This window comes from Citrobacter sp. VF227 (assembly GCF_052950715.1).
Genome location: NZ_JBRFVF010000005.1, coordinates 97,930 through 115,933 on the forward strand (window position 1 = coordinate 97,930; position 18,004 = coordinate 115,933).

The 18,004-nt window shown below is 50.8% G+C and carries 20 protein-coding genes; 9 read left to right on the plus strand and 11 right to left on the minus strand.

Annotated elements, in window-relative coordinates; all coding sequences use genetic code 11:
- The first annotated feature begins 284 nt into the window (after positions 1–284).
- Positions 285–731 carry a hypothetical protein gene (locus ACU8YC_RS16750; protein WP_446895563.1) on the plus strand — a complete coding sequence of 149 codons (447 nt, stop codon included), beginning with the start codon at positions 285–287 and terminating at the stop codon, positions 729–731.
- A gap of 94 nt (positions 732–825) precedes the next feature.
- Here ACU8YC_RS16750 and gntU read toward each other — a convergent pair whose 3' ends face one another.
- The 5 genes from gntU to ACU8YC_RS16775 form a co-directional block, all read right to left on the minus strand.
- Positions 826–2,166 carry a gluconate transporter gene (gene gntU, locus ACU8YC_RS16755; protein WP_003023477.1) on the minus strand — a complete coding sequence of 447 codons (1,341 nt, stop codon included), beginning with the start codon at positions 2,164–2,166 and terminating at the stop codon, positions 826–828.
- Complete coding sequence (gntK, locus tag ACU8YC_RS16760) at positions 2,166–2,696, minus strand: gluconokinase (RefSeq protein WP_003023475.1); 531 nt, start codon at positions 2,694–2,696, stop codon at positions 2,166–2,168. The genes gntU and gntK overlap by 1 nt, the downstream gene beginning before the upstream one ends.
- A 141-nt stretch (positions 2,697–2,837) precedes the next feature.
- Complete coding sequence (gene gntR, locus ACU8YC_RS16765; RefSeq protein ID WP_106107687.1) at positions 2,838–3,833, minus strand: gluconate operon transcriptional repressor GntR; 996 nt, start codon at positions 3,831–3,833, stop codon at positions 2,838–2,840.
- A 129-nt stretch (positions 3,834–3,962) separates the two neighbouring features.
- Positions 3,963–4,658, minus strand: a complete 696-nt coding sequence (gene yhhW, locus ACU8YC_RS16770; protein ID WP_003023472.1) for a quercetin 2,3-dioxygenase — start codon at positions 4,656–4,658, stop codon at positions 3,963–3,965.
- A gap of 123 nt (positions 4,659–4,781) precedes the next feature.
- Complete coding sequence (locus ACU8YC_RS16775; RefSeq protein WP_414438367.1) at positions 4,782–5,819, minus strand: oxidoreductase; 1,038 nt, start codon at positions 5,817–5,819, stop codon at positions 4,782–4,784.
- Between the two features lie 456 nt (positions 5,820–6,275).
- Here ACU8YC_RS16775 and yhhY point away from each other — a divergent pair, with 456 nt between their 5' ends.
- The 7 genes from yhhY (at position 6,276) to ACU8YC_RS16810 (ending at position 10,506) form a co-directional block, all read left to right on the plus strand.
- On the plus strand, positions 6,276–6,764 hold the full coding sequence (gene yhhY, locus ACU8YC_RS16780) for an N-acetyltransferase (protein ID WP_151216880.1): 489 nt from the start codon (positions 6,276–6,278) through the stop codon (positions 6,762–6,764).
- 47 nt (positions 6,765–6,811) lie between these two features.
- On the plus strand, positions 6,812–7,696 hold the full coding sequence (locus ACU8YC_RS16785; RefSeq protein WP_446895564.1) for a hypothetical protein: 885 nt from the start codon (positions 6,812–6,814) through the stop codon (positions 7,694–7,696).
- A 271-nt stretch (positions 7,697–7,967) separates the two neighbouring features.
- Positions 7,968–9,122, plus strand: coding sequence for a type VI secretion system tube protein TssD (gene tssD / locus ACU8YC_RS16790; protein ID WP_446895565.1), 1,155 nt, complete (start codon positions 7,968–7,970; stop codon positions 9,120–9,122).
- A 20-nt stretch (positions 9,123–9,142) separates the two neighbouring features.
- On the plus strand, positions 9,143–9,637 hold the full coding sequence (locus ACU8YC_RS16795; protein WP_446895566.1) for a YrhA family protein: 495 nt from the start codon (positions 9,143–9,145) through the stop codon (positions 9,635–9,637).
- An 18-nt stretch (positions 9,638–9,655) separates the two neighbouring features.
- Positions 9,656–9,913, plus strand: a complete 258-nt coding sequence (locus tag ACU8YC_RS16800; RefSeq protein WP_087879327.1) for a hypothetical protein — start codon at positions 9,656–9,658, stop codon at positions 9,911–9,913.
- A gap of 40 nt (positions 9,914–9,953) precedes the next feature.
- Positions 9,954–10,232 (plus strand): YrhB domain-containing protein, encoded by a 279-nt coding sequence (locus ACU8YC_RS16805; protein WP_048232943.1) that lies wholly within the window; start codon positions 9,954–9,956, stop codon positions 10,230–10,232.
- Positions 10,233–10,254: 22 nt separating this feature from the next.
- Positions 10,255–10,506, plus strand: coding sequence for a hypothetical protein (locus ACU8YC_RS16810; RefSeq protein WP_049014307.1), 252 nt, complete (start codon positions 10,255–10,257; stop codon positions 10,504–10,506).
- A 72-nt stretch (positions 10,507–10,578) separates the two neighbouring features.
- Here ACU8YC_RS16810 and ggt read toward each other — a convergent pair whose 3' ends face one another.
- On the minus strand, positions 10,579–12,324 hold the full coding sequence (gene ggt, locus ACU8YC_RS16815) for a gamma-glutamyltransferase (RefSeq protein WP_446895567.1): 1,746 nt from the start codon (positions 12,322–12,324) through the stop codon (positions 10,579–10,581).
- A 118-nt stretch (positions 12,325–12,442) separates the two neighbouring features.
- Between ggt and ACU8YC_RS16820 the strand changes: the two genes are divergently transcribed.
- Complete coding sequence (locus ACU8YC_RS16820) at positions 12,443–12,883, plus strand: DUF2756 family protein (protein ID WP_151216885.1); 441 nt, start codon at positions 12,443–12,445, stop codon at positions 12,881–12,883.
- On the opposite strand, the gene ugpQ is transcribed toward ACU8YC_RS16820, so the two are convergent.
- From ugpQ to ugpB, 5 genes are all read right to left on the minus strand, one after another.
- The gene (ugpQ, locus tag ACU8YC_RS16825) at positions 12,880–13,623 is read right to left on the minus strand and encodes a glycerophosphodiester phosphodiesterase (protein WP_151216886.1); all 744 of its coding nucleotides are present in this window, start codon (positions 13,621–13,623) and stop codon (positions 12,880–12,882) included. The two genes, ACU8YC_RS16820 and ugpQ, sit on opposite strands and share 4 nt — an antisense overlap.
- The gene (locus tag ACU8YC_RS16830; RefSeq protein ID WP_151216887.1) at positions 13,620–14,690 is read right to left on the minus strand and encodes a sn-glycerol-3-phosphate import ATP-binding protein UgpC; all 1,071 of its coding nucleotides are present in this window, start codon (positions 14,688–14,690) and stop codon (positions 13,620–13,622) included. The genes ugpQ and ACU8YC_RS16830 overlap by 4 nt, the downstream gene beginning before the upstream one ends.
- Before the next feature lie 2 nt (positions 14,691–14,692).
- Positions 14,693–15,538 carry a sn-glycerol-3-phosphate ABC transporter permease UgpE gene (gene ugpE / locus ACU8YC_RS16835; protein WP_446895568.1) on the minus strand — a complete coding sequence of 282 codons (846 nt, stop codon included), beginning with the start codon at positions 15,536–15,538 and terminating at the stop codon, positions 14,693–14,695.
- Complete coding sequence (gene ugpA / locus ACU8YC_RS16840) at positions 15,535–16,422, minus strand: sn-glycerol-3-phosphate ABC transporter permease UgpA (RefSeq protein ID WP_151216889.1); 888 nt, start codon at positions 16,420–16,422, stop codon at positions 15,535–15,537. Before ugpA ends, ugpE begins: the two co-directional genes overlap by 4 nt.
- 62 nt (positions 16,423–16,484) lie before the next feature.
- A complete protein-coding gene (gene ugpB / locus ACU8YC_RS16845) occupies positions 16,485–17,801 on the minus strand; it encodes a sn-glycerol-3-phosphate ABC transporter substrate-binding protein UgpB (protein ID WP_151216890.1) in 1,317 nt (438 codons plus the stop codon).
- Positions 17,802–18,004 lie beyond the last annotated feature (203 nt).

Genomic DNA, 18,004 nt, shown 5'->3' on the forward strand with positions numbered 1-18,004 from the left:
TGCGAGTTGCCTTCCGGAATGCCCTCTTGTCAGCATCGCGGATAAGCATTATCTTCTCGCTGCACCTGCAAAATCAGGTACCAGGATTGGTCCCCTGATTACCTCATTCGCGATAAAATTCACTTTTGTCGTGCGACCAGCTATACCTCTATGGTGGGCTGGACGGTGGCGTCGTAAGACGCGCCGGTATCCAATGAGGCCGGTAGGACCAACTCCGTTCAGCCCGCCACCAAAAGGTTGGTCCCTTAGGTGGCGGTAAAATTTGACTCATTGGAGGCTGTCCTATGGCGACGACCCCTCTCTTTTCACACTCTTTATTTACCCTGCCCTTCAGCCATGCCACGGACTTCACCGAACTGGCGGATAACTGCGAGCGTTTTGTCGAAGGACTGGTTGAATGCCATGACCCGGTTGAAAAACTGGCGATTTGTGCACGTTTGTCGGCCTGTCTCGCATTATTACAACCGACCTTAACGGAGCCTGTACCGCAGCATCTGCAGGCCAGTCTGACGGTAGAAACATTCCCGACCCGTTTTCCCCTTTTCGAGCCTGAAACAGACCGGATGGGGCGTTACTGCCAGCTTTTGACGCATTTACTGATGAGCAAAACGCTTTCTGATGATATGGAGCGAGTAGCGGGTGATTTGCTGCAGGATTTGGTGGGCTATTTCGCCGACACGCTGAAAGCGCCGCGCTGGTTGAAAACCGAGGATGGTATGATGGTGCTGTAAAAAGCCGGGTGGCGCTTGCGCTTACCCGGCCTACGATGCGGATGTGTGCTCGTTTCCAGGCCCGGTAAGCGCAAGCGCCACCGGGCAACAAGACTCAGCTCAACAACTGGAAAGCAATCATACCGACAATTGCGCCGACCGTGCCGAGGATGGTTTCCATCATCGTCCAGGTCTTCAGCGTTTGTGCTTCCGTTGCGCCGGTAAATTTACCGAACAACCAGAAACCGGCGTCGTTAACGTGGCTGACCACGATCGAGCCGCCTGCGATACAAATAGACAGTGCTGCCATCTGCGCACCGGAGAAGTTTAGCTGTTCAATCACCGGCATCACCAGACCGACCGCCGTTAAGCAGGCCACGGTCGCGGAACCCTGAATGATACGCACCGCTGCCGCCAGCACGAAGCAGGTAATGGCAATCGGCAGACCCATTCCGGTTAATGCTTCGCCCAGCGCTGGACCGACGCCGGAATCAACCAACACCTGTTTAAACACGCCACCTGCACCAATCACCAGCAGGATAATCCCCGCCGGTTGCAGCGCGTGACCGCAGATCTCCATCACTTTGTCTTTTGGCATACCCTGGCGAATCGCCAGACCGTAAATCGCCACCAGACACGCTACCAGAATCGCAGTAAACGGGTGGCCGATAAACTCAAACCATTCATAAGTTGAAGAACCAACCGGCACAAAACGCGCGGCGATGGTTTTCAAACCAACCAATACCAGCGGCAGCAGGATCAGCGACAAGCTAAAGCCGAAGGACGGCATTTTACCTTCGCCCAGATGCGGCTCGGTAATGTCATCAGGAATGTTCAGCTCAACGTAACGGCTGATGAAATTCCCCCACAACGGCCCGGCGATAATCATGCCCGGAATCGCGGCACACAGGCCAATCAGGATCATCCAGCCAAAGTCAGCGTGCATCTGCGAAGCCAGCAACATCGGCGCTGGCCCTGGCAGTAAAAACGCCGCAGCTGCCGCTACGCCTGCAAACAGCGGAATGACTAATTTAACCAGGTTGGTACCGGTGTGACGCGCCATCGAGAACGCTACGCTAATCAGCAGCACAATCGCCACCTCAAAGAACAGCGGCAATGCACAGATAAGCCCGGCCAGGCCAATCGCGTAATGTGCGCGACTGTGACCGAAGGATTTCAGCATTTTGACGGCAATTTGATCGACTGCGCCGGTCTCATGCAAAATCTTGCCGAACATCGCCCCCAGTGCCACCACGATCGCCAGGAAGCCAAGCGTGCCGCCCATCCCCTTTTCCATGGTTGCCGCGATTTTATCGAGCGGCATACCGGAAAAGAGACCTGCACCAATAGACACCACCATCAAAGCAAGGAAGGCGTGCATACGCGCCTTCATCACTAAAAACAGCAGTAATAAAACAGACCCTACTGCTGTTAAAACAAGCGTTAATGTACTCACTACTTACTGCCCTGGTTAATAACCTCAATGGTGCTGGCGACCACACCGTCCAGTGGCTGATCGATATCGACCACCAGTACATCGTTTTCATTCGCACCCGGTTCTTCCAGCGCTTCAAACTGAGTTACCAGCATCTGCGTTTTGAAGAAGTGGCCTTTTCGTGCTTTCAGGCGGCTTTCGATAACGTCAAAATCCCCTTTCAGATAGATGAAAGAGAGGTTCGGGTTACCGTCGCGCAGCTGGTCGCGATAGACTTTTTTCAGAGCGGAACAGACGATTAGCGAAACCTTGTTGGTACGCTGCATCGCAAAGGCGGCGTCATTCAGCGCCTGTAACCACGGTTTACGGTCGTCATCGTTGAGTGGCTCACCAGAAGCCATTTTCATGATGTTGCTGCGCGGATGGAGAAAATCGCCATCAAGAAACGCGGCCTGCAGTTGATGCGCCACTTCACTGGCTACAGCAGATTTACCGCTGCCCGATACGCCCATCAGAACGTAAACGTGGTGATCATGATTAGTCGTGCTCAAAGCGTTGCCCCCACTGGTACAAGAATCTGGAAATTGTTACGGGTAACTGTTATCGGTAACATTGTCCAGCCGGATAAATAGAGAAGCAATATCCATTCGTGCTCGAAGTGTATAAGTGTGAGCTACTTCAAACTTGTTGGCTTAAATAGATCCGCCCGGTGACAAGGTGAAACCTAAATCTAACATTTTAGGTGTGACTGCTTCACCACGGATGCGCGCCAGCAGACGTTCAGCGCCAATGCTGCCCATGCGTTCACGCGGCGTGAGCACGCTCGCCAGACGCGGCTCCATCACCTGTCCGATGTCGTGACCGTGGAAACCGGCAATCGCCATATCGTCAGGAATTCTCAGCCCTAAACGCTGGCATTCAAAGGCCGCCCCTACCGCCAGGTCATCGTTGGTACAGAAGACGCCATCAAGCTGCGGGTATTCACGTCGCGCCTGACGGATGAGTTCAATACCGGACGAATAGGAGGAAGATTGTTCCACCATCACGCTATATGGCACCAGACCGGCATCATGCATGGCCTGCTCGTAGCCTCTCTGTTTGATGATAGTACGTTCATCAAGACGTGCGCCAAGATAGGCAACATGACGATGCCCGCGGGCAATGATCGCCGCAGTCATTTGGCGCGCAGCTTCGAAGTTGTCAAAGCCGACGGCAATATCCAGACACGGAGACTGGCTGTCCATCAGCTCAACCACCGGGATACCGGCGACCTCAATCATTTTCAGGGTACGAGGCGTGTGGCTACGCTCGGTGAGGATCAGACCGTCGATATTCCACGACAGCATCGACTCCAGACGCTCCTGCTCCATTTCGGGTTTATAACCGTAGTGCGCCAGCATGGTCTGATACCCATGGGCGTCGGTAACGGCCTCAATGCCGCGTAATACTTCAGCAAAAACCTGGTTGGTGAGAGAGGGCAACAGAACGCCGATAGCGCGGCTGGTGGCGTTGGAAAGGATATCAGGAGCGCGATTGGGAATATAACCCAGCTCATCAAGTGCAGCGGCAATTTTTCCCCGCAGCGCCACGGAGACCTGCTCCGGATTACGCAAAAAGCGGCTGACCGTCATTTTGGTCACGCCCACGCGGTCGGCTACATCCTGAAGTACGGGTCTTTTCTTTTTCATCGTCCTGAAGCGTTAAAAAGGGATAGATTTCCCCAGTTTACCACGGACGCATGGAATTAATGACAAACGATGAAAAGCCGGATGTCGACGTTTTCGCGTCTTATCCGGCCTACAAAGGGTTACAGCACGTTAGACTGGCGGCAGATCAAACAGTAACACTTCGCTGTCGCTGTCGGCATGAATAGAAATTGCCTGTTCATCCCAGATTGCCAGGCCATCGCTGGTAGTCGCTTTAGTTCCGTTAATGGTGACGTTGCCTTTAACGACCTGGATCCAGACGCGACGTTCAGCGGCAATCTGATGTACCGACTGCTCATCTTTGACCAACGCCCAACGGTACAGCTCCATATCCTGGTACACTTTCAGCGAGCCATCACGAGCATCCGGCGACAGCACCAGTTGTTTACCCTGAGCGGCATCGAAACGACGCTGTTCATAGCGCGGCGTAATACCGTTCTCTTGCGGCATGATCCAGATTTGATACAGATGCAGCTTCTCAGTATTGCTCGGGTTGTACTCCGAGTGACGGATCCCCGTCCCGGCGCTCATAATCTGGAACTCACCGGCAGGAACCTGCTCTTTGTTACCCATGCTGTCCTGATGTTCTACCGCGCCTTCCAGCACGTAGGTCAGGATTTCCATATCTTTATGGGGGTGAGTGCCAAAGCCCTGGCCTGCGTCAATCACGTCATCGTTAATCACGCGCAGTGCCGAGAACCCCATAAAATTCGGGTCATAATAGTTGGCAAAAGAGAAGGTATGCCAGGAATCGAGCCAGCCATGATTCGCATGACCACGGTCATTAGCTTTGCGTAAATAGATCATTGTGTTCACCCCCAGATGTTTTCGATGGAGTAAGTGTGGACTCAATCTGCCTGGGATCATAGAGGGTGAAAATTGACTCCTCTGTTCAAAAAATATGAACAAGCCCAGAGGAGTCTGTGCAAGCTATTTGGCGAGGGTTACCGTCGCCGGAGATGCCTGTTCAAAGGCGCGTTCGAGAAGTTCCAGGTTGGTAAGAACTTCAGATTCCTTGACGTAATTAGGCGTACCGGCGGTCAGCGTCTGGTATAGCGCATCATAGACGCGACCATAGTCCCCTACTTCCGGTTTCATCTCTTCTTTTATCGTCAGGCCGTCATCGTTAACGTACTCCAGTACCCCGATGGAATCGTCAGCAGCGAAACCTGGATCACCCGGCATGATATTGGCCTTCAGGCTGGTTTCCTGCTGGTCGATGCCGTACTTCACAAACGAGCCTTTGGTGCCGTGAATGATAAACTTCGGATAGTCGATTTTCACCAGATGGCTGGTTTTAACAATGGCTTTCAGGTCACCGTAGAACAGTTGCGCTTCAAAGGTGTCGTCCGGGTTCGCTTTATTACGCAGGCTGCGAATGTCATAGGCCACGTGTTCAGGGCGACCGAACAGCGAGATAATCTGGTCCATAGTGTGTACGCCCAGGCCATAAAATGCGCCGTCCTGCGGCAGTCCCGGCTTAATTTCCGCCTCGGGACGGTAGTAATCAAAATGGCTTTCAACCTCAACAATTTCGCCGAGTTTACCGCTCTCAATCGCCTTTTTAGCGGTTAGGAAGCAGGAGTCAAAACGACGATTCTGATACGGCGTAACGGTCAGCCCTTTGCTTTGCGCCAGTTCGAACAGCACTTTTGCTTCTGCCAGCGTCGGCGTGAACGGCTTCTCAACCAGCACGTTTTTACCCGCCTCCAGCGCACGTTTGGCGTAGTCAAAATGGCTGTCAGCATGGGTACAGACGATCACTAACCTCACCTGCGGATCGTTTAAGATCTCGTCGAGGTCGCTGGTGAAGTGAATATGCGAATACTGCGGCGCCTGCTCTTCCGGCCTGGCGTTACGGCGGAAAATGTGCGCGACATGCCAGCTATTTTTGCGGTTGAGGACGTACGGCAAATGGTAGCGAGTGGTACTTTTACCAAAACCAATAAATGCGCAGTGTAAGGTCATGAGACAGTCCTTTTGAAGATGATTGTCTACACCATAGCGCAAAGCGGCTGGAGACTGAATGTTGGATTCTTTGCCGGATGGCGTTTGAACTGCACCACAGGTGCGACAGGATCGGCCGTCGGCGTCGCAGGCAGTTTGTTCACGGCAAGCGCGCAGGGCCCGGAGCGTACTAAATGTACGTGAGGAGCACGAGCACTTCCCGGGGGCAAAATGGCAAGTAAGCCAGGCAGACACAAAACCCCAAAAAAAAGCCAGCAAAAGCTGGCTAAAGTAATACTGGAAGCAATGTGAGCAATGTCGTGCTTTCAGGTTCTCCATAGGGGTTCCCCCGAACGCAGAGCAATAATAATCATTCTCATTCGCACTTGTCTACTTCTTTTTGCAAAAAAATGCAGTTGACGGAATTTTCTTTCTCAGCGAGGGTAAAGACTCAATTAACCCTGAAGGAGATAAGGAATGAGTGAGATAGTGATTCGCCACGCTGAACCTAAAGATTACGACGCAATTCGTCAGATCCATGCCCAGCCGGAGGTGTATCACAACACGCTACAGGTTCCTCATCCTTCCATGGAGATGTGGCAAGAGCGACTAACCGAACGGGTCGGAATCAAACAACTGGTCGCGTGCATTGATGATATCGTCGTCGGACATCTCTGCATCGACGTTGCTCAGCGCCCCCGCCGCAGCCATGTCGCCGATTTTGGTATCTGCGTTGATGCCCGCTGGCAGAATCGCGGCGTTGCCAGCGCGCTTCTCCGTACGATGATCGACATGTGCGACAACTGGCTGCGCGTCGACCGTATCGAGTTAACGGTGTTTGTTGATAACGAACCTGCAATTGCGGTCTATAAAAAGCATGGCTTTGAGATCGAAGGGACAGGTAAGAAATACGGACTGCGCAACGGCGAGTACGTGGATGCGTATTTTATGGCGCGTGTGAAATAATGTTGAAGGGCGAGTCATCTCGCCCTGCTTATTGAAAGGACGCAATAGTGAAAAAGTTTGTTCCCCTGGTTTTACTGGCCTCGCTCTCTCCAGCTTTCGCCACGACCGTACAAAATCTCGATGCTGTCCCCGGCGCTATTCAACATCCTGAAGGTAAACAGATTTTTGCTGAGCAAATGGCAGGGGCAACACCTGCGAAAGGATTTGGTGAACTTCCGCAGGGATTATCAGAGAACCAGTGGATTGGCTGGGTTGCGCCAAACGAAAATCCTAATAATCTGATCCTCACCGGCGCCAAAGCCTGGGGCAAAGACGGAAAATACATTGGCGTCGCCTGTTTCGCAGACAATCAGGCCGATGCCGGGCAGGCAAAAAAGTACGCGGATAACACCTGTCCGGAAAACTACAGCAACGGACGCGCCAATAAATTATATCTCGGCGTTTTTTCCTGGCAGAACCAACAGCTAGTGCCTATTGCCCGCTCAGAAAAACCGTTAAACCAGATCTCGGCGTGGAATAAAGCCGCCGATAAAGAGAGCGATGATGAGTCCGTCAGACCGCTGGCTTATTATACAAAATTGGATCTGGCACCGTACCGGATCGCTCCCGATACTCTGGCGTTCGGGGTGCGCGGTGGCTACTCTGAGGCGTATTCAGGCGGCGGCGCATTTTATGAAGTGCTGGAGTTGTACACGATCAAAGACAACAAGATAATCAACGTGTTTTCCGACCTTGTTTATCAATATCAGGACATCGCCGGAGACTGGAACCAGGACGGAACGCGACAGCACGACATCAGCGAGAGTAAGTACATCCTGAAATTGCGGTCAGCAAAGACGCAGGGATTTTATGATTTGGAGGTCGTTAACCTGCAGGATAAAAGCAGTCACATATTTCGCTGGTCCGAATCACTGCAGCGATATGCGCCATAACAACTCATTCAGGCCTACATCGTTGAGAACGCTGTAGGCCATTGATACGGTTCAATTAACATCAGAAAACCCTCCATCAATAACTCCAACTTATTGAATGTATAAATTCTTATCTCATACATTATCTATATTCAGATTCCCCTCAAGAAAATTCACTTAAAGTGAAACGTTTTATTTCTGCTATATACGAACGACACTAGGAAGCGTAATAAAAAGCAAAGATAAAAATTACCATTTTTACGACAACACGTAATAAAAGGATAAGGATGTCATGAGTGATATCGTCTATCTGATGGTTTCAGGGCAGCAACAAGGCGCCATTTCTGACGGATGTGGAACCACTGTATCTGTGGGTAATCGCTGGCAAATCGGACACGAGGACGAAATCTTTGCCTTTTCGCTCGCTAATAGTATAACCAGTACCGGCAAAGGCTCTCAGTTGCACGGACTACGCTTTTGTAAGCTGATCGATAAAAGCACGCCGTTGTTTATTAATGCGATTAACAACAACGAGCAATTGTATATGGAGTTTTATTTCTACCGCATCAATAGATTCGGTAGATGGGAGAAGTATTATTATATTCAACTGCGGGGAGCATTCTTATCCGGTATTCAGCAGCAGTTCAGTGAAAATAGTTTAGATACAGAAACAATAACCATCAGCTATGAATATATCCTCTGCAAACATCTTATTGCCAACACTGAGTTCAGTTACCTGGCGTTGCCCGAGAACTACAACCGCCTGTTTATCCCCCCTCCAAAAACGCCCACAGACAACGGCCTCAAAACGTTAAACAGCAAAGGGATTGGCAGACTACTTGCCGCCGGAGGGATCTACAACGGGAATATAGAGGGGTTCAGGGAAATAGCGGAGAAGTTGGGAGGTGATGCGCCAGCGGGTTACGAGCAGGTTATGAATGAAAAAACTGCAGGCGCTGCACTTGCAGCAGGTTCTATTTTGTTAGCTAGACGCTCTAATTCTGAAATTTATCAAGAGATTAATATCTATCTTGGAAGATTGAGAGGTGAGCCGAAATTACTCAGTGGCGTAACAATAAAAGAAATAAATTATACCCGAAGAAACCCCACTGAAGCAGCAGTATTGCGAAAGGAATTTAATAGTACCATAAGGAAAAAATTCCTTATTGATCTCGCAAAAAATCCAAGTTTAGTGAATAGATTTAACTCAAATGACTTTTTAAAAATGAGTAATGGGAATACGCCTTATAACTATAGTGTTCACCATAAGTTACCATTAGATGATGGAGGAACAAACAACTTTGATAATTTAATATTAATAGAAAATGAGCCATATCACAAATTATTTACCAATATGCAATCCAATGTAACAAGAACAATGTTACCAGGTGAAAGCAAAACAACATTCTGGGCTATCCCATCAGGCTCAATTTATCCACTCAAATAGCAACCCAGGATTAAGTAAGAATGAAAATTGAAGATCTCTTAGTTGAATTAAAAAAGATGATGGATGATTTCGATTACCCTATAGAAGACGCCATAAAGAACTCCTTTGTTGAAAGTATCACAAAAAGAAACTCTGAAACTGAAACATCACCGATACTCGAACAATTATGCGATGAAGTCTGCATATTATTCTCTAATCAACCTGATTATTTAACATTCTTAGAAACAATGGATGGGTTTGAGTATAACGGATTAAGAATTTTCAGTGTTTCAATACCAGAACCTTTAGTTAAGAACTTATTTATCATGAACGAATTTTATAGAAATAATGATGACTATATAAATCCTGATTTTGCAGAACGATTAGTCATTGGTGACGATAGTATTTCACTATTCATCTATGATACTAAAACCTGTCTTTTTGAAATTAGAGATAACATCGGCACTGACAATGTATTTGGAACATTTAAATCCTTTACTGAATTTTTAAATGAAATTTTAGACACTGTTCGTTAATAACGACAAGAGCGCACAATGAGAAAAATATCTTTAAATTTTTTAGAACAAAAAGCAAAAGAAATTATCAGAAAGACATTGGGTGATTATATATTGCCAGACGATATATTTTCGCAATTGGCATTAGGAACAATTATTGATGGCGATGACAGAGTTTTTGTTTTATTCATACCTAAAGAACTTGCAAAAGATGCAATAGATATTCTCAGAGTAAGAATGAATGTTTACTCTGGAGAGGGTTTTGTTGAATATATTGGGCTTGAGCGAAAAGAGTAATAGGTCAACGATAAAGCTTCGTACCGCCAGGAAGATTTCTATGTTTACTTATGAAGAAGCCATAAACAAAGCTAATACGTACCTTAGCGAGGCGGATGCTTCCGTCGTCATCACACTCCACGGACGGTTTGCAGAAGGTTGGTTTTTTTGCTTCGAATCGAGGGAATACCTCGAAACCGGAGACAACGCTTCCCGCCTGGCAGGAAATGTGCCTTTCATCATCGATAAAGATAGCGGTGAAATCGTTGATTTAGGTACTGCCTGGCCGCTGGAGAAATATTTAAAAGACTACGAAACGAGCAAAACAACACGAAGCTAAGCTTACTCGGACGCGATAAACCATGATAACTGAAACAGAATTTAACGTACTGAAAGTTATGGCCGAAAAAGATATTAACTGGAACTGGATAGCTCTGGATCGTGCGCTTTATACGAGAAACGTTCCTGGATTTGGTAACGTTGCGAATATCGTAACGAGCCTTGTCAATAGCGGATTGGTTGATGTTGTATATGGCGAAGATAAATCAAGACCACGCTACAAAGTAGCCCAAAATGGCTTTAACTTGATCAAAGAGCAACAGCATCTTTTTTAGTTTGAAATATTATGTTCGCTAAAAATTAAACTGTCCAAATCAGCCCTCTCCGACCGAAGAGGGCCGTTATCTTTAGTATCCCGCCGTTAAATCATCCACGGAACGCGGATCGGACGCGCCATACAGTGCGCCATCCGGTCCTACCATAATGCTCTGCGTGCTGCCCATCGCTTCCTTCAGTGCGACTTTCTGCCCTTTCTGTTCCAGCAGCTTAATGGTGTCCGGGCTAAACCCTTTCTCAACGCGCAGTTCATCGGGCAACCACTGATGATGGAAGCGCGGCGCGTTGGTCGCTTCGGCGACATTCATTCCAAAATCAATGCTGTTGACTACCATTTGCAGCACAGTAGTGATAATTCGGCTTCCGCCAGGACTGCCAGTAACCAGCCAGGTTTTCCCGTCTTTAACCACGATAGTCGGCGACATTGATGACAGCGGACGCTTCTTCGGCCCAACCGCGTTGGCATCGCCACCCACCAACCCGTAAACGTTCGGCACGCCCGGTTTGGCGGAGAAATCGTCCATTTCGTTATTAAGCAGAATGCCGGTGTTTCCCGCCACAATTCCGGTGCCAAAGGTGGTGTTCAGCGTATATGTCACCGCCACGGCATTGCCGTCTTTATCCACCACCGAGAAATGGGTGGTCTGATTGCTTTCATACGGCGCGAGCTTGCCAGGTTTGATCTGGCTGGAAGGCTTAGCCTTGTTGATATCAATCTGATCGGCAAGCGATTTGGCATAGGCTTTATTGGTCAGCGCCTGCCACGGCACTTTCACAAAATCCGGGTCGCCCAGATACTCCGAACGGTCGGCGTAGGCATATTTCTCCGCTTCAGCCATTACCTGCATGGCATCAGCGCTGCCAAACCCGTACTTATTCATATCGAAGTTTTCGAGAATATTGAGGATCTGCACGATATGAATACCGCCAGAGGACGGCGGCGGCATCGAGAAGACCTGATATCCGCGATAGTCGCCGCTAATCGGCGTACGCTCCACGGCTTTATAGGCGGCTAAATCCTCTTTGGTCATCAGCCCGCCGTTCTTCTGCATTTCCTCAGCAATCTGATCGGCAATCGCCCCTTTATAAAACGCATCCGGGCCATTTTCGGCAATCATCTCCAGGCTTTTCGCCAGGTTCGTTTGCACCAGCTTGTCGCCCTTTTTCAGCGGCTCGCCGTCTTTCCAGAAAATGGCTTTGCTGTTTTCGTGATTAGGGAGCACTTCGCTGCCATAGGTTTTCAGATCGTCAGCCAGCGCGTCGTTAACAACAAAGCCTTCTTCCGCCAGCTTCATTGCCGGGCGCACGACTTTGTTCAGCGGCATCGTGCCATATTTCTCCAGCGCCAGCGAGAAACCCGCCACGGTACCCGGCGTACCGGATGCCAGATGTGAGGTTAGCGATTTTTTCGCATCGGCGTTGCCCTGCTCATCGAGGAACATGTCGCGGGTCGCGCCAGCAGGGGCCATTTCACGAAAATCAATCGCTGTGGTGTTACCGTCTTTGGTGCGCAGCAGCATAAACCCACCGCCGCCCAGATTGCCCGCCTGCGGATGCGTCACCGCCAGCGCGTAACCCACGGCAACGGCGGCATCAACGGCATTCCCGCCCTGTTTAAGAATATCCACCCCAACCTGGGTGGCTAACGCATCCACGGAAGCCACCATCCCCTGTTGCGCACGCACGGGATGGAACACATCTTCCTCAACACCGTAAGACACCGGCGGTGGCGCAGCCGGCGCAGCAGCCACGCTAAAACAACTTCCTGAGAGCAGAGCAGCAATGGCTACCCGGCGTAAAAACGTCGGTTTTATCATCGTTATTCTCCAGATGTATGGGGGTCGGCCCCCACTAAGCCTGGTGCATAACTCTGAAATAATCATCGTCACGGCGAGAAAGGAGTAAACTTAAACGATCCCCGAGAGGAGAAAAGCGATGAAACGACTCTTACTTTTAGCCATGCTCTTGCCCTTTGCAGGCTTTGCACAGCCCATCAACACCATGAATAACCCGAATCAGCCCGGTTATCAGATCCCGAGCCAGCAGCGTATGCAAACCCAAATGCAATCACAGCAGATTCAGCAGAAAGGGATGCTCAACCAGCAGTTGCAAACGCAGACGCGCATGCAGCAACAGCATATGGAAAACCAAATCAACACGAACACCCAGCGCGTGCTACAGTCGCAGCCGGGCGAGTTGAATTCTGGACGGCAGCAAATGCTGCCTAACAGCAACGGTGGGATGTTGAGTGGACCCCGTAATCCGGACAGCTCGCTGAATAAGCAACATATGCTGTCGGAGAAAAAGAACGGCGACATGCTGAAGCCCTCCAGCACGCCGCAACCTAACGTTCCGTTAAAAACGATTGGGCCTTAACTGGGCTGGAAATCCGGACCAATGGTATCAATGGCATCGGTACAGATGCTGTCTACGCCCCAGCGCAGCAGTTCTGCCGCGCGCTGGGGTCGGTTTACGGTATAAACCAGTATACGTAGCCCCGCGTCGTGCAGCGCATCCACGCGCGTTTCATCCAACAGCTTGTGATTAAGGTGAATAGAAACGCAGCCAAGCCGGGTGGTCAGCTCACGCCAGTCCTCGCGCCACTCATCAAGCAGCAAGCCTCTCGGCAGTTCAGGCACCGCCTGTTGCGCCGCTTCAAGAGCATCAATCTCAAAGGATGACAACAGCGGTGGCGTCATTCCCGCCCACAGTTCACGCGCGGCCAGCGCCACGACCTTCCCGGTGAGCGCCCCCGTCCCGGTGGTGGGTTTGATCTCAATATTTGCCATCATGCCGTGTTGGCGGCAGCGCTCAGCAACTTGCGAGAGCAGCGGCAGCGGTTCGCCTTTAAACTCACCGCTAAACCAGCCCCCGGCGTCCACGCGCAATAAATCCTGCCAGTTCAATTCGCCTGCCACGCCCCAGCCGTTGCTGGTGCGTTCCAGGTTGTCGTCATGCAGCAAGAAGATCTCACCGTCTTTCGACAATTTAGCGTCAAACTCAATCATGGTATGCCCGTATCGCGCCCCCACGTCGATCGCCGCCAGGGTATTTTCCGGTGCCAGCTTACCGCCGCCACGATGGGCGACAATATGGGGGTAAGGCCAGTTACTCATACACGTTGTCCTGTTTCGCCATCAAAAAGATGCAGATGATTTTCTGGCAGATGCAGCCACAGCGTGCTGCCTGCAGTCGGGCGATGCTGATGCGCCAACCGCACCACCAGTTTTTGCTCACCCCAACGTCCATGTGCCAGATTATCCGCACCCAGCATTTCCAGCGTGTCGACGACCAACGGCACGCCACCTTCGGCCTGCGAGCTTAGCGCAATATGCTCCGGGCGGATACCCAGCGTCATGTTACGCCCAACACACTCCCCGGCGCTTCTACCGATAGGTAACGACATACCATCGCCCAGCTCAAAATGCGTACCCGAGGCGCTGATGCGACCGTCCAGCAGATTCATTGCGGGGCTGCCGATAAAGCTCGCCACAAAGCGGCTGGCAGGTTTCTCATACACCTCAACCGGGGTACCGATTTGCTCGGCAATGCCTTTGTTCATCACCATTACCCGTTGGGCGAGGGTCATCGCTTCAACCTGATCGTGTGTCACGTACAGCGAGGTGGTTTTCAGCCGACGATGCAGATGTTGTAATTCCAGACGCATCTGTACGCGCAGCTTGGCATCGAGGTTAGAAAGCGGCTCATCGAACAGGAATACCGCCGGGTCGCGGACAATCGCCCGCCCCATGGCCACGCGCTGGCGCTGGCCGCCGGAAAGCTCACGTGGACGACGTTTAAGCAGGCCATCCAGTTCGAGAATACGCGCTGCCTCTTTCACCCGCTCAGCAATATGCTCCTTGCCCATCCCGCGAATTTTCAGCCCCCAGGCCATATTTTCTTCCACGCTCATATGCGGGTACAACGCATAGTTCTGGAAGACCATCGCAATACCACGATCCTTTGGCTCCATTTCGGTGACGCGTTTATTATCAATCCAGATATCGCCGCCGCTCACCCGTTCAAGCCCAGCCACCATCCGCAATAGCGTAGATTTACCGCAGCCGGATGGCCCAACCATCACAATAAATTCCCCGTCCGCGACGTCCAGCGTCAGCGGTTTAATTACCTGGGTTTTGCCGTCCCAGCTTTTGGTTACTGCCTGTAGTTTTAAACCAGCCATTTTTATTTCTCACTATCGACCAGGCCACATACGAAGGCACGCTGCATGGCTAACACGATGATTACCGGAGGGATGAGCGTCAGCAGCATGGCTGCCATTACCTGGTTCCACTGTGTGGTGCCTTCACCAGTGGCAATCATGCCTTTGATGCCCGCCACCGCAGTGCCCAAATTGACGTCGGTAATAATTAACAACGGCCACAGATACTGGTTCCAGCCGTAGATAAAGGTGATCACGAATAGCGCAGCCAGATTGGTTTTTGACAGCGGTAGTACGATATCGCGGAAAAAACGCATCGGTGACGCGCCGTCAATACGCGCCGCCTCAACCAGTTCATCCGGCAGGGTCATAAAGAACTGACGGAACAGGAAAGTCGCTGTCGCTGACGCCATCAACGGCAGCGTCAGGCCTGCATAGCTGTCGAGCATTTTCAGGTTGGCAATCACTTCTACCGTCGGGAAAATACGCACCTCAACCGGTAGCATCAGGGTGATAAAAATCATCCAGAAAAACAGGTTGCGCAGCGGAAAGCGGAACCAGACGATGGCGAATGCGGAGAGCATAGAGACAGTAATTTTCCCTACCGTAATGCTGAATGCCATGATGAAACTGTTGAGCATCATCAGCCAGAACGGCGCGCTGTTGACGCCCACGCCGTTGACCCAGATGTATTTCATGTTTTCCAGCAACTGTGTGCCGGGAACCAGCGTCATCGGCGTCTCAAACACCGCTTTATTGTCCAGCGTCGCCGCGACAAACGCGACGTACAGCGGAAACAGGATCACCATGATCCCCATAATCAACATGGTATGGCTGAATATTGTCAGCCCAGGACGGTTCTCAATCATTGGTAACGCACCTTACTTTCCACATAGCGGAACTGCACCACCGTCAAAATAATGACCAGGAACATCAGCACCACCGATTGTGCAGCGGAAGACGCCAGATCCAGCCCGACAAACCCTTCGCGATAGATCTTATAAATCAACGTAGTGGTCGCCTGTACCGGTCCACCTGCCGTGGCGGCATCGATCACCGGGAAGGTATCAAAGAAGGCATAAACCAGATTCACCACCAGCAGAAAGAAGCTGACCGGCGCAATCAGCGGCAGCGCCAGTTTAAAGAAGCGGCGAACCGGTCCTGCGCCGTCGATCGCGGCGGCTTCGATCAGCGACCGCGGAATAGACTGCAGTGCGGCAAAGAAGAACAGGAAGTTGTAACTAATCTGCTTCCAGACCGACGCGAACACCACCAGAAACATCGCCTGACCGCTGTTTTGCGCATGGTTCCAGTCATAGCCAAACTCACCGAGAAAATGGGTAATTAGCCCGCGTCCCGGGTTAAACAGGAAGATCCACAATACGGCAGCGACGGCCGGCGCAACGGCGTAAGGCAATAGCATCAGTGTCTGGTAAAAACGGCTGCCGCGTACCACGTAATTCACCAGCGCCGCAAAAAATAACGACACCAGTAAGCCGCTCACCGTGACTAACGTACTGAACTTAATGGTGGTCCAGAATGAATCAAGGTAGTACGGGTCATGGAACAGCGCGACAAAATTCTCCAGTCCGACAAACTGGCTGGAAAGACCAAACGGATCAACGGATAGTAGCGAGTACCACAGCGCTTCACCGGCGGGCCAGATAAAGAAAATAACAGTGATAACCAGCTGCGGGGCCACCAGCAAATAAGGAAGCCAGCGCGAGCGGAACACCGGACGAGATGAGGACATGTAGATTCTTTTCCTGGAAGGTGCCGGATGGCGGTGCAAGCACCTATCCGGCACTTATACACTTAAGACTTGGTCGATTGCTCAAAGCGGCGCAGTAACTGATTACCACGCTCAACGGCGGCATCCAACGCCTGCTGTGGGGTTTTCTTCCCGGTCCATACCCCTTCCAGTTCCTCGTCCACAATAGTGCGGATCTGCGGCATGTTGCCCAGACGCAGCCCTTTGGTAAACGGCAACGGCGGTTTGTTCAGCATCTGGCGGGTGGCAATATCGGCCCCAGGATTCTTATCATAATAACCCTGCTCACGTGTCAGGTCGTATGCGGCAGTCGTGATCGGCAGGTAACCGGTTTTCTGATGCCATTCAGCCGCAATTTCTGGCTGTGCCAGGAAGTTGAGGAACTTTGCCACGCCTTCGTAGGTTGCTTTATCTTTGCCCTGCATCACCCACAGGCTGGCCCCGCCAATAATTGCGTTCTGCGGTGCGCCCTTCACATCAGCATCGTACGGCATCATGCCGACGCCGTAATTGAATTTGGCGTACTGGCGGATATTCGCTAATGAGCCGGAGGAAGCTGTAGTAATAGCACATTCACCGTTATAGAACTTTTCTGTGGATTCATCTTTACGCCCGAAGTAACTGAAATCCCCTTTTTTGTTCAGCTCTTGCAGCAAGGCAATGTGTTTTACCTGCTCGGGTTTATTGAATTCCAGTACCGCGTCAGCACCGTCAAAGCCATTGTTTTTGGTGGCGACCGGCAGACCGTTCCAGGCGCTGAAGTTTTCAATCTGAATCCAACCCTGCCAGCCACTGGCGTAACCGCACTTCATACCTGCGGCTTTCAGCTTCGCAGTGTATTCCGCCAGGTCCTGCCAGGTTTTCGGCGGTTGCTCAGGGTCTAAACCTGCTTTTTTGAAGGCATCTTTGTTGTAGTACAGCACTGGGGTGGAACTGTTAAAAGGCTGGGAGAGTAAATGTCCGCTTTTAGAGTCGGTGTAATAGCCGGAAACCGTCGGTACAAACTGAGACTCATCGAAGTTAATGCCAGCCTCTTTGAATACTTCATACACCGGTTTAATGGCTTTCGAAGCCATCATCGTTGCCGTACCCACTTCATAAACCTGCAGCAACGCAGGCGCGTTTCCGGTACGGAAAGCGGCAATACCTGCGCTCAGGTTCTGCTCATAGTTGCCTTTGTACTGCGGAACAATTTTGTAGTCGGGATTGGCGGCATTAAAGCGTTGCGCCAGAGAATCAACTTCTTTACCCAGTTCGCCTTCCATTGAATGCCAGAATGGGATGGTGGTGACCGCCAGTGCCTGACCTGCAAACGCCAGGCTAAGTGCCAGTCCTAAAGCTGTATGTCGTAACGATATCATCGGTTATCTCTCTTGTTGTGCCGGATGCGCGATATCACGCGTTTTATGCTCGCGGGGGTAACATGACATGCTCGAATGACAGAAAAATAACTTTTTTATTACAAAAAAAAGATAGTAAGGCGACAAACAGATGGCAAGGCGGTGAAAGTTGTAAGAAGGGAAAGTGGGAGCTGAGACACGTATAGGCAATTTAAATGAAACAC

Coding starts and splice junctions, on each gene's coding strand:
- ggt (WP_446895567.1), bottom strand. CDS start 12,324: ATGATAAAACCGACGTTTTTACGCCGGGTAGCCATTGCTGCTCTGCTC.
- ugpQ (WP_151216886.1), bottom strand. CDS start 13,623: ATGAGTAACTGGCCTTACCCCCATATTGTCGCCCATCGTGGCGGCGGT.
- yhhY (WP_151216880.1), top strand. CDS start 6,276: ATGAGTGAGATAGTGATTCGCCACGCTGAACCTAAAGATTACGACGCA.
- ACU8YC_RS16820 (WP_151216885.1), top strand. CDS start 12,443: ATGAAACGACTCTTACTTTTAGCCATGCTCTTGCCCTTTGCAGGCTTT.
- ACU8YC_RS16805 (WP_048232943.1), top strand. CDS start 9,954: ATGTTTACTTATGAAGAAGCCATAAACAAAGCTAATACGTACCTTAGC.
- tssD (WP_446895565.1), top strand. CDS start 7,968: ATGAGTGATATCGTCTATCTGATGGTTTCAGGGCAGCAACAAGGCGCC.
- yhhW (WP_003023472.1), bottom strand. CDS start 4,658: ATGATCTATTTACGCAAAGCTAATGACCGTGGTCATGCGAATCATGGC.
- ACU8YC_RS16800 (WP_087879327.1), top strand. CDS start 9,656: ATGAGAAAAATATCTTTAAATTTTTTAGAACAAAAAGCAAAAGAAATT.
- gntR (WP_106107687.1), bottom strand. CDS start 3,833: ATGAAAAAGAAAAGACCCGTACTTCAGGATGTAGCCGACCGCGTGGGC.
- ACU8YC_RS16795 (WP_446895566.1), top strand. CDS start 9,143: ATGAAAATTGAAGATCTCTTAGTTGAATTAAAAAAGATGATGGATGAT.
- ACU8YC_RS16810 (WP_049014307.1), top strand. CDS start 10,255: ATGATAACTGAAACAGAATTTAACGTACTGAAAGTTATGGCCGAAAAA.
- ACU8YC_RS16750 (WP_446895563.1), top strand. CDS start 285: ATGGCGACGACCCCTCTCTTTTCACACTCTTTATTTACCCTGCCCTTC.
- ACU8YC_RS16775 (WP_414438367.1), bottom strand. CDS start 5,819: ATGACCTTACACTGCGCATTTATTGGTTTTGGTAAAAGTACCACTCGC.
- ugpE (WP_446895568.1), bottom strand. CDS start 15,538: ATGATTGAGAACCGTCCTGGGCTGACAATATTCAGCCATACCATGTTG.
- ugpA (WP_151216889.1), bottom strand. CDS start 16,422: ATGTCCTCATCTCGTCCGGTGTTCCGCTCGCGCTGGCTTCCTTATTTG.
- ugpB (WP_151216890.1), bottom strand. CDS start 17,801: ATGATATCGTTACGACATACAGCTTTAGGACTGGCACTTAGCCTGGCG.
- ACU8YC_RS16830 (WP_151216887.1), bottom strand. CDS start 14,690: ATGGCTGGTTTAAAACTACAGGCAGTAACCAAAAGCTGGGACGGCAAA.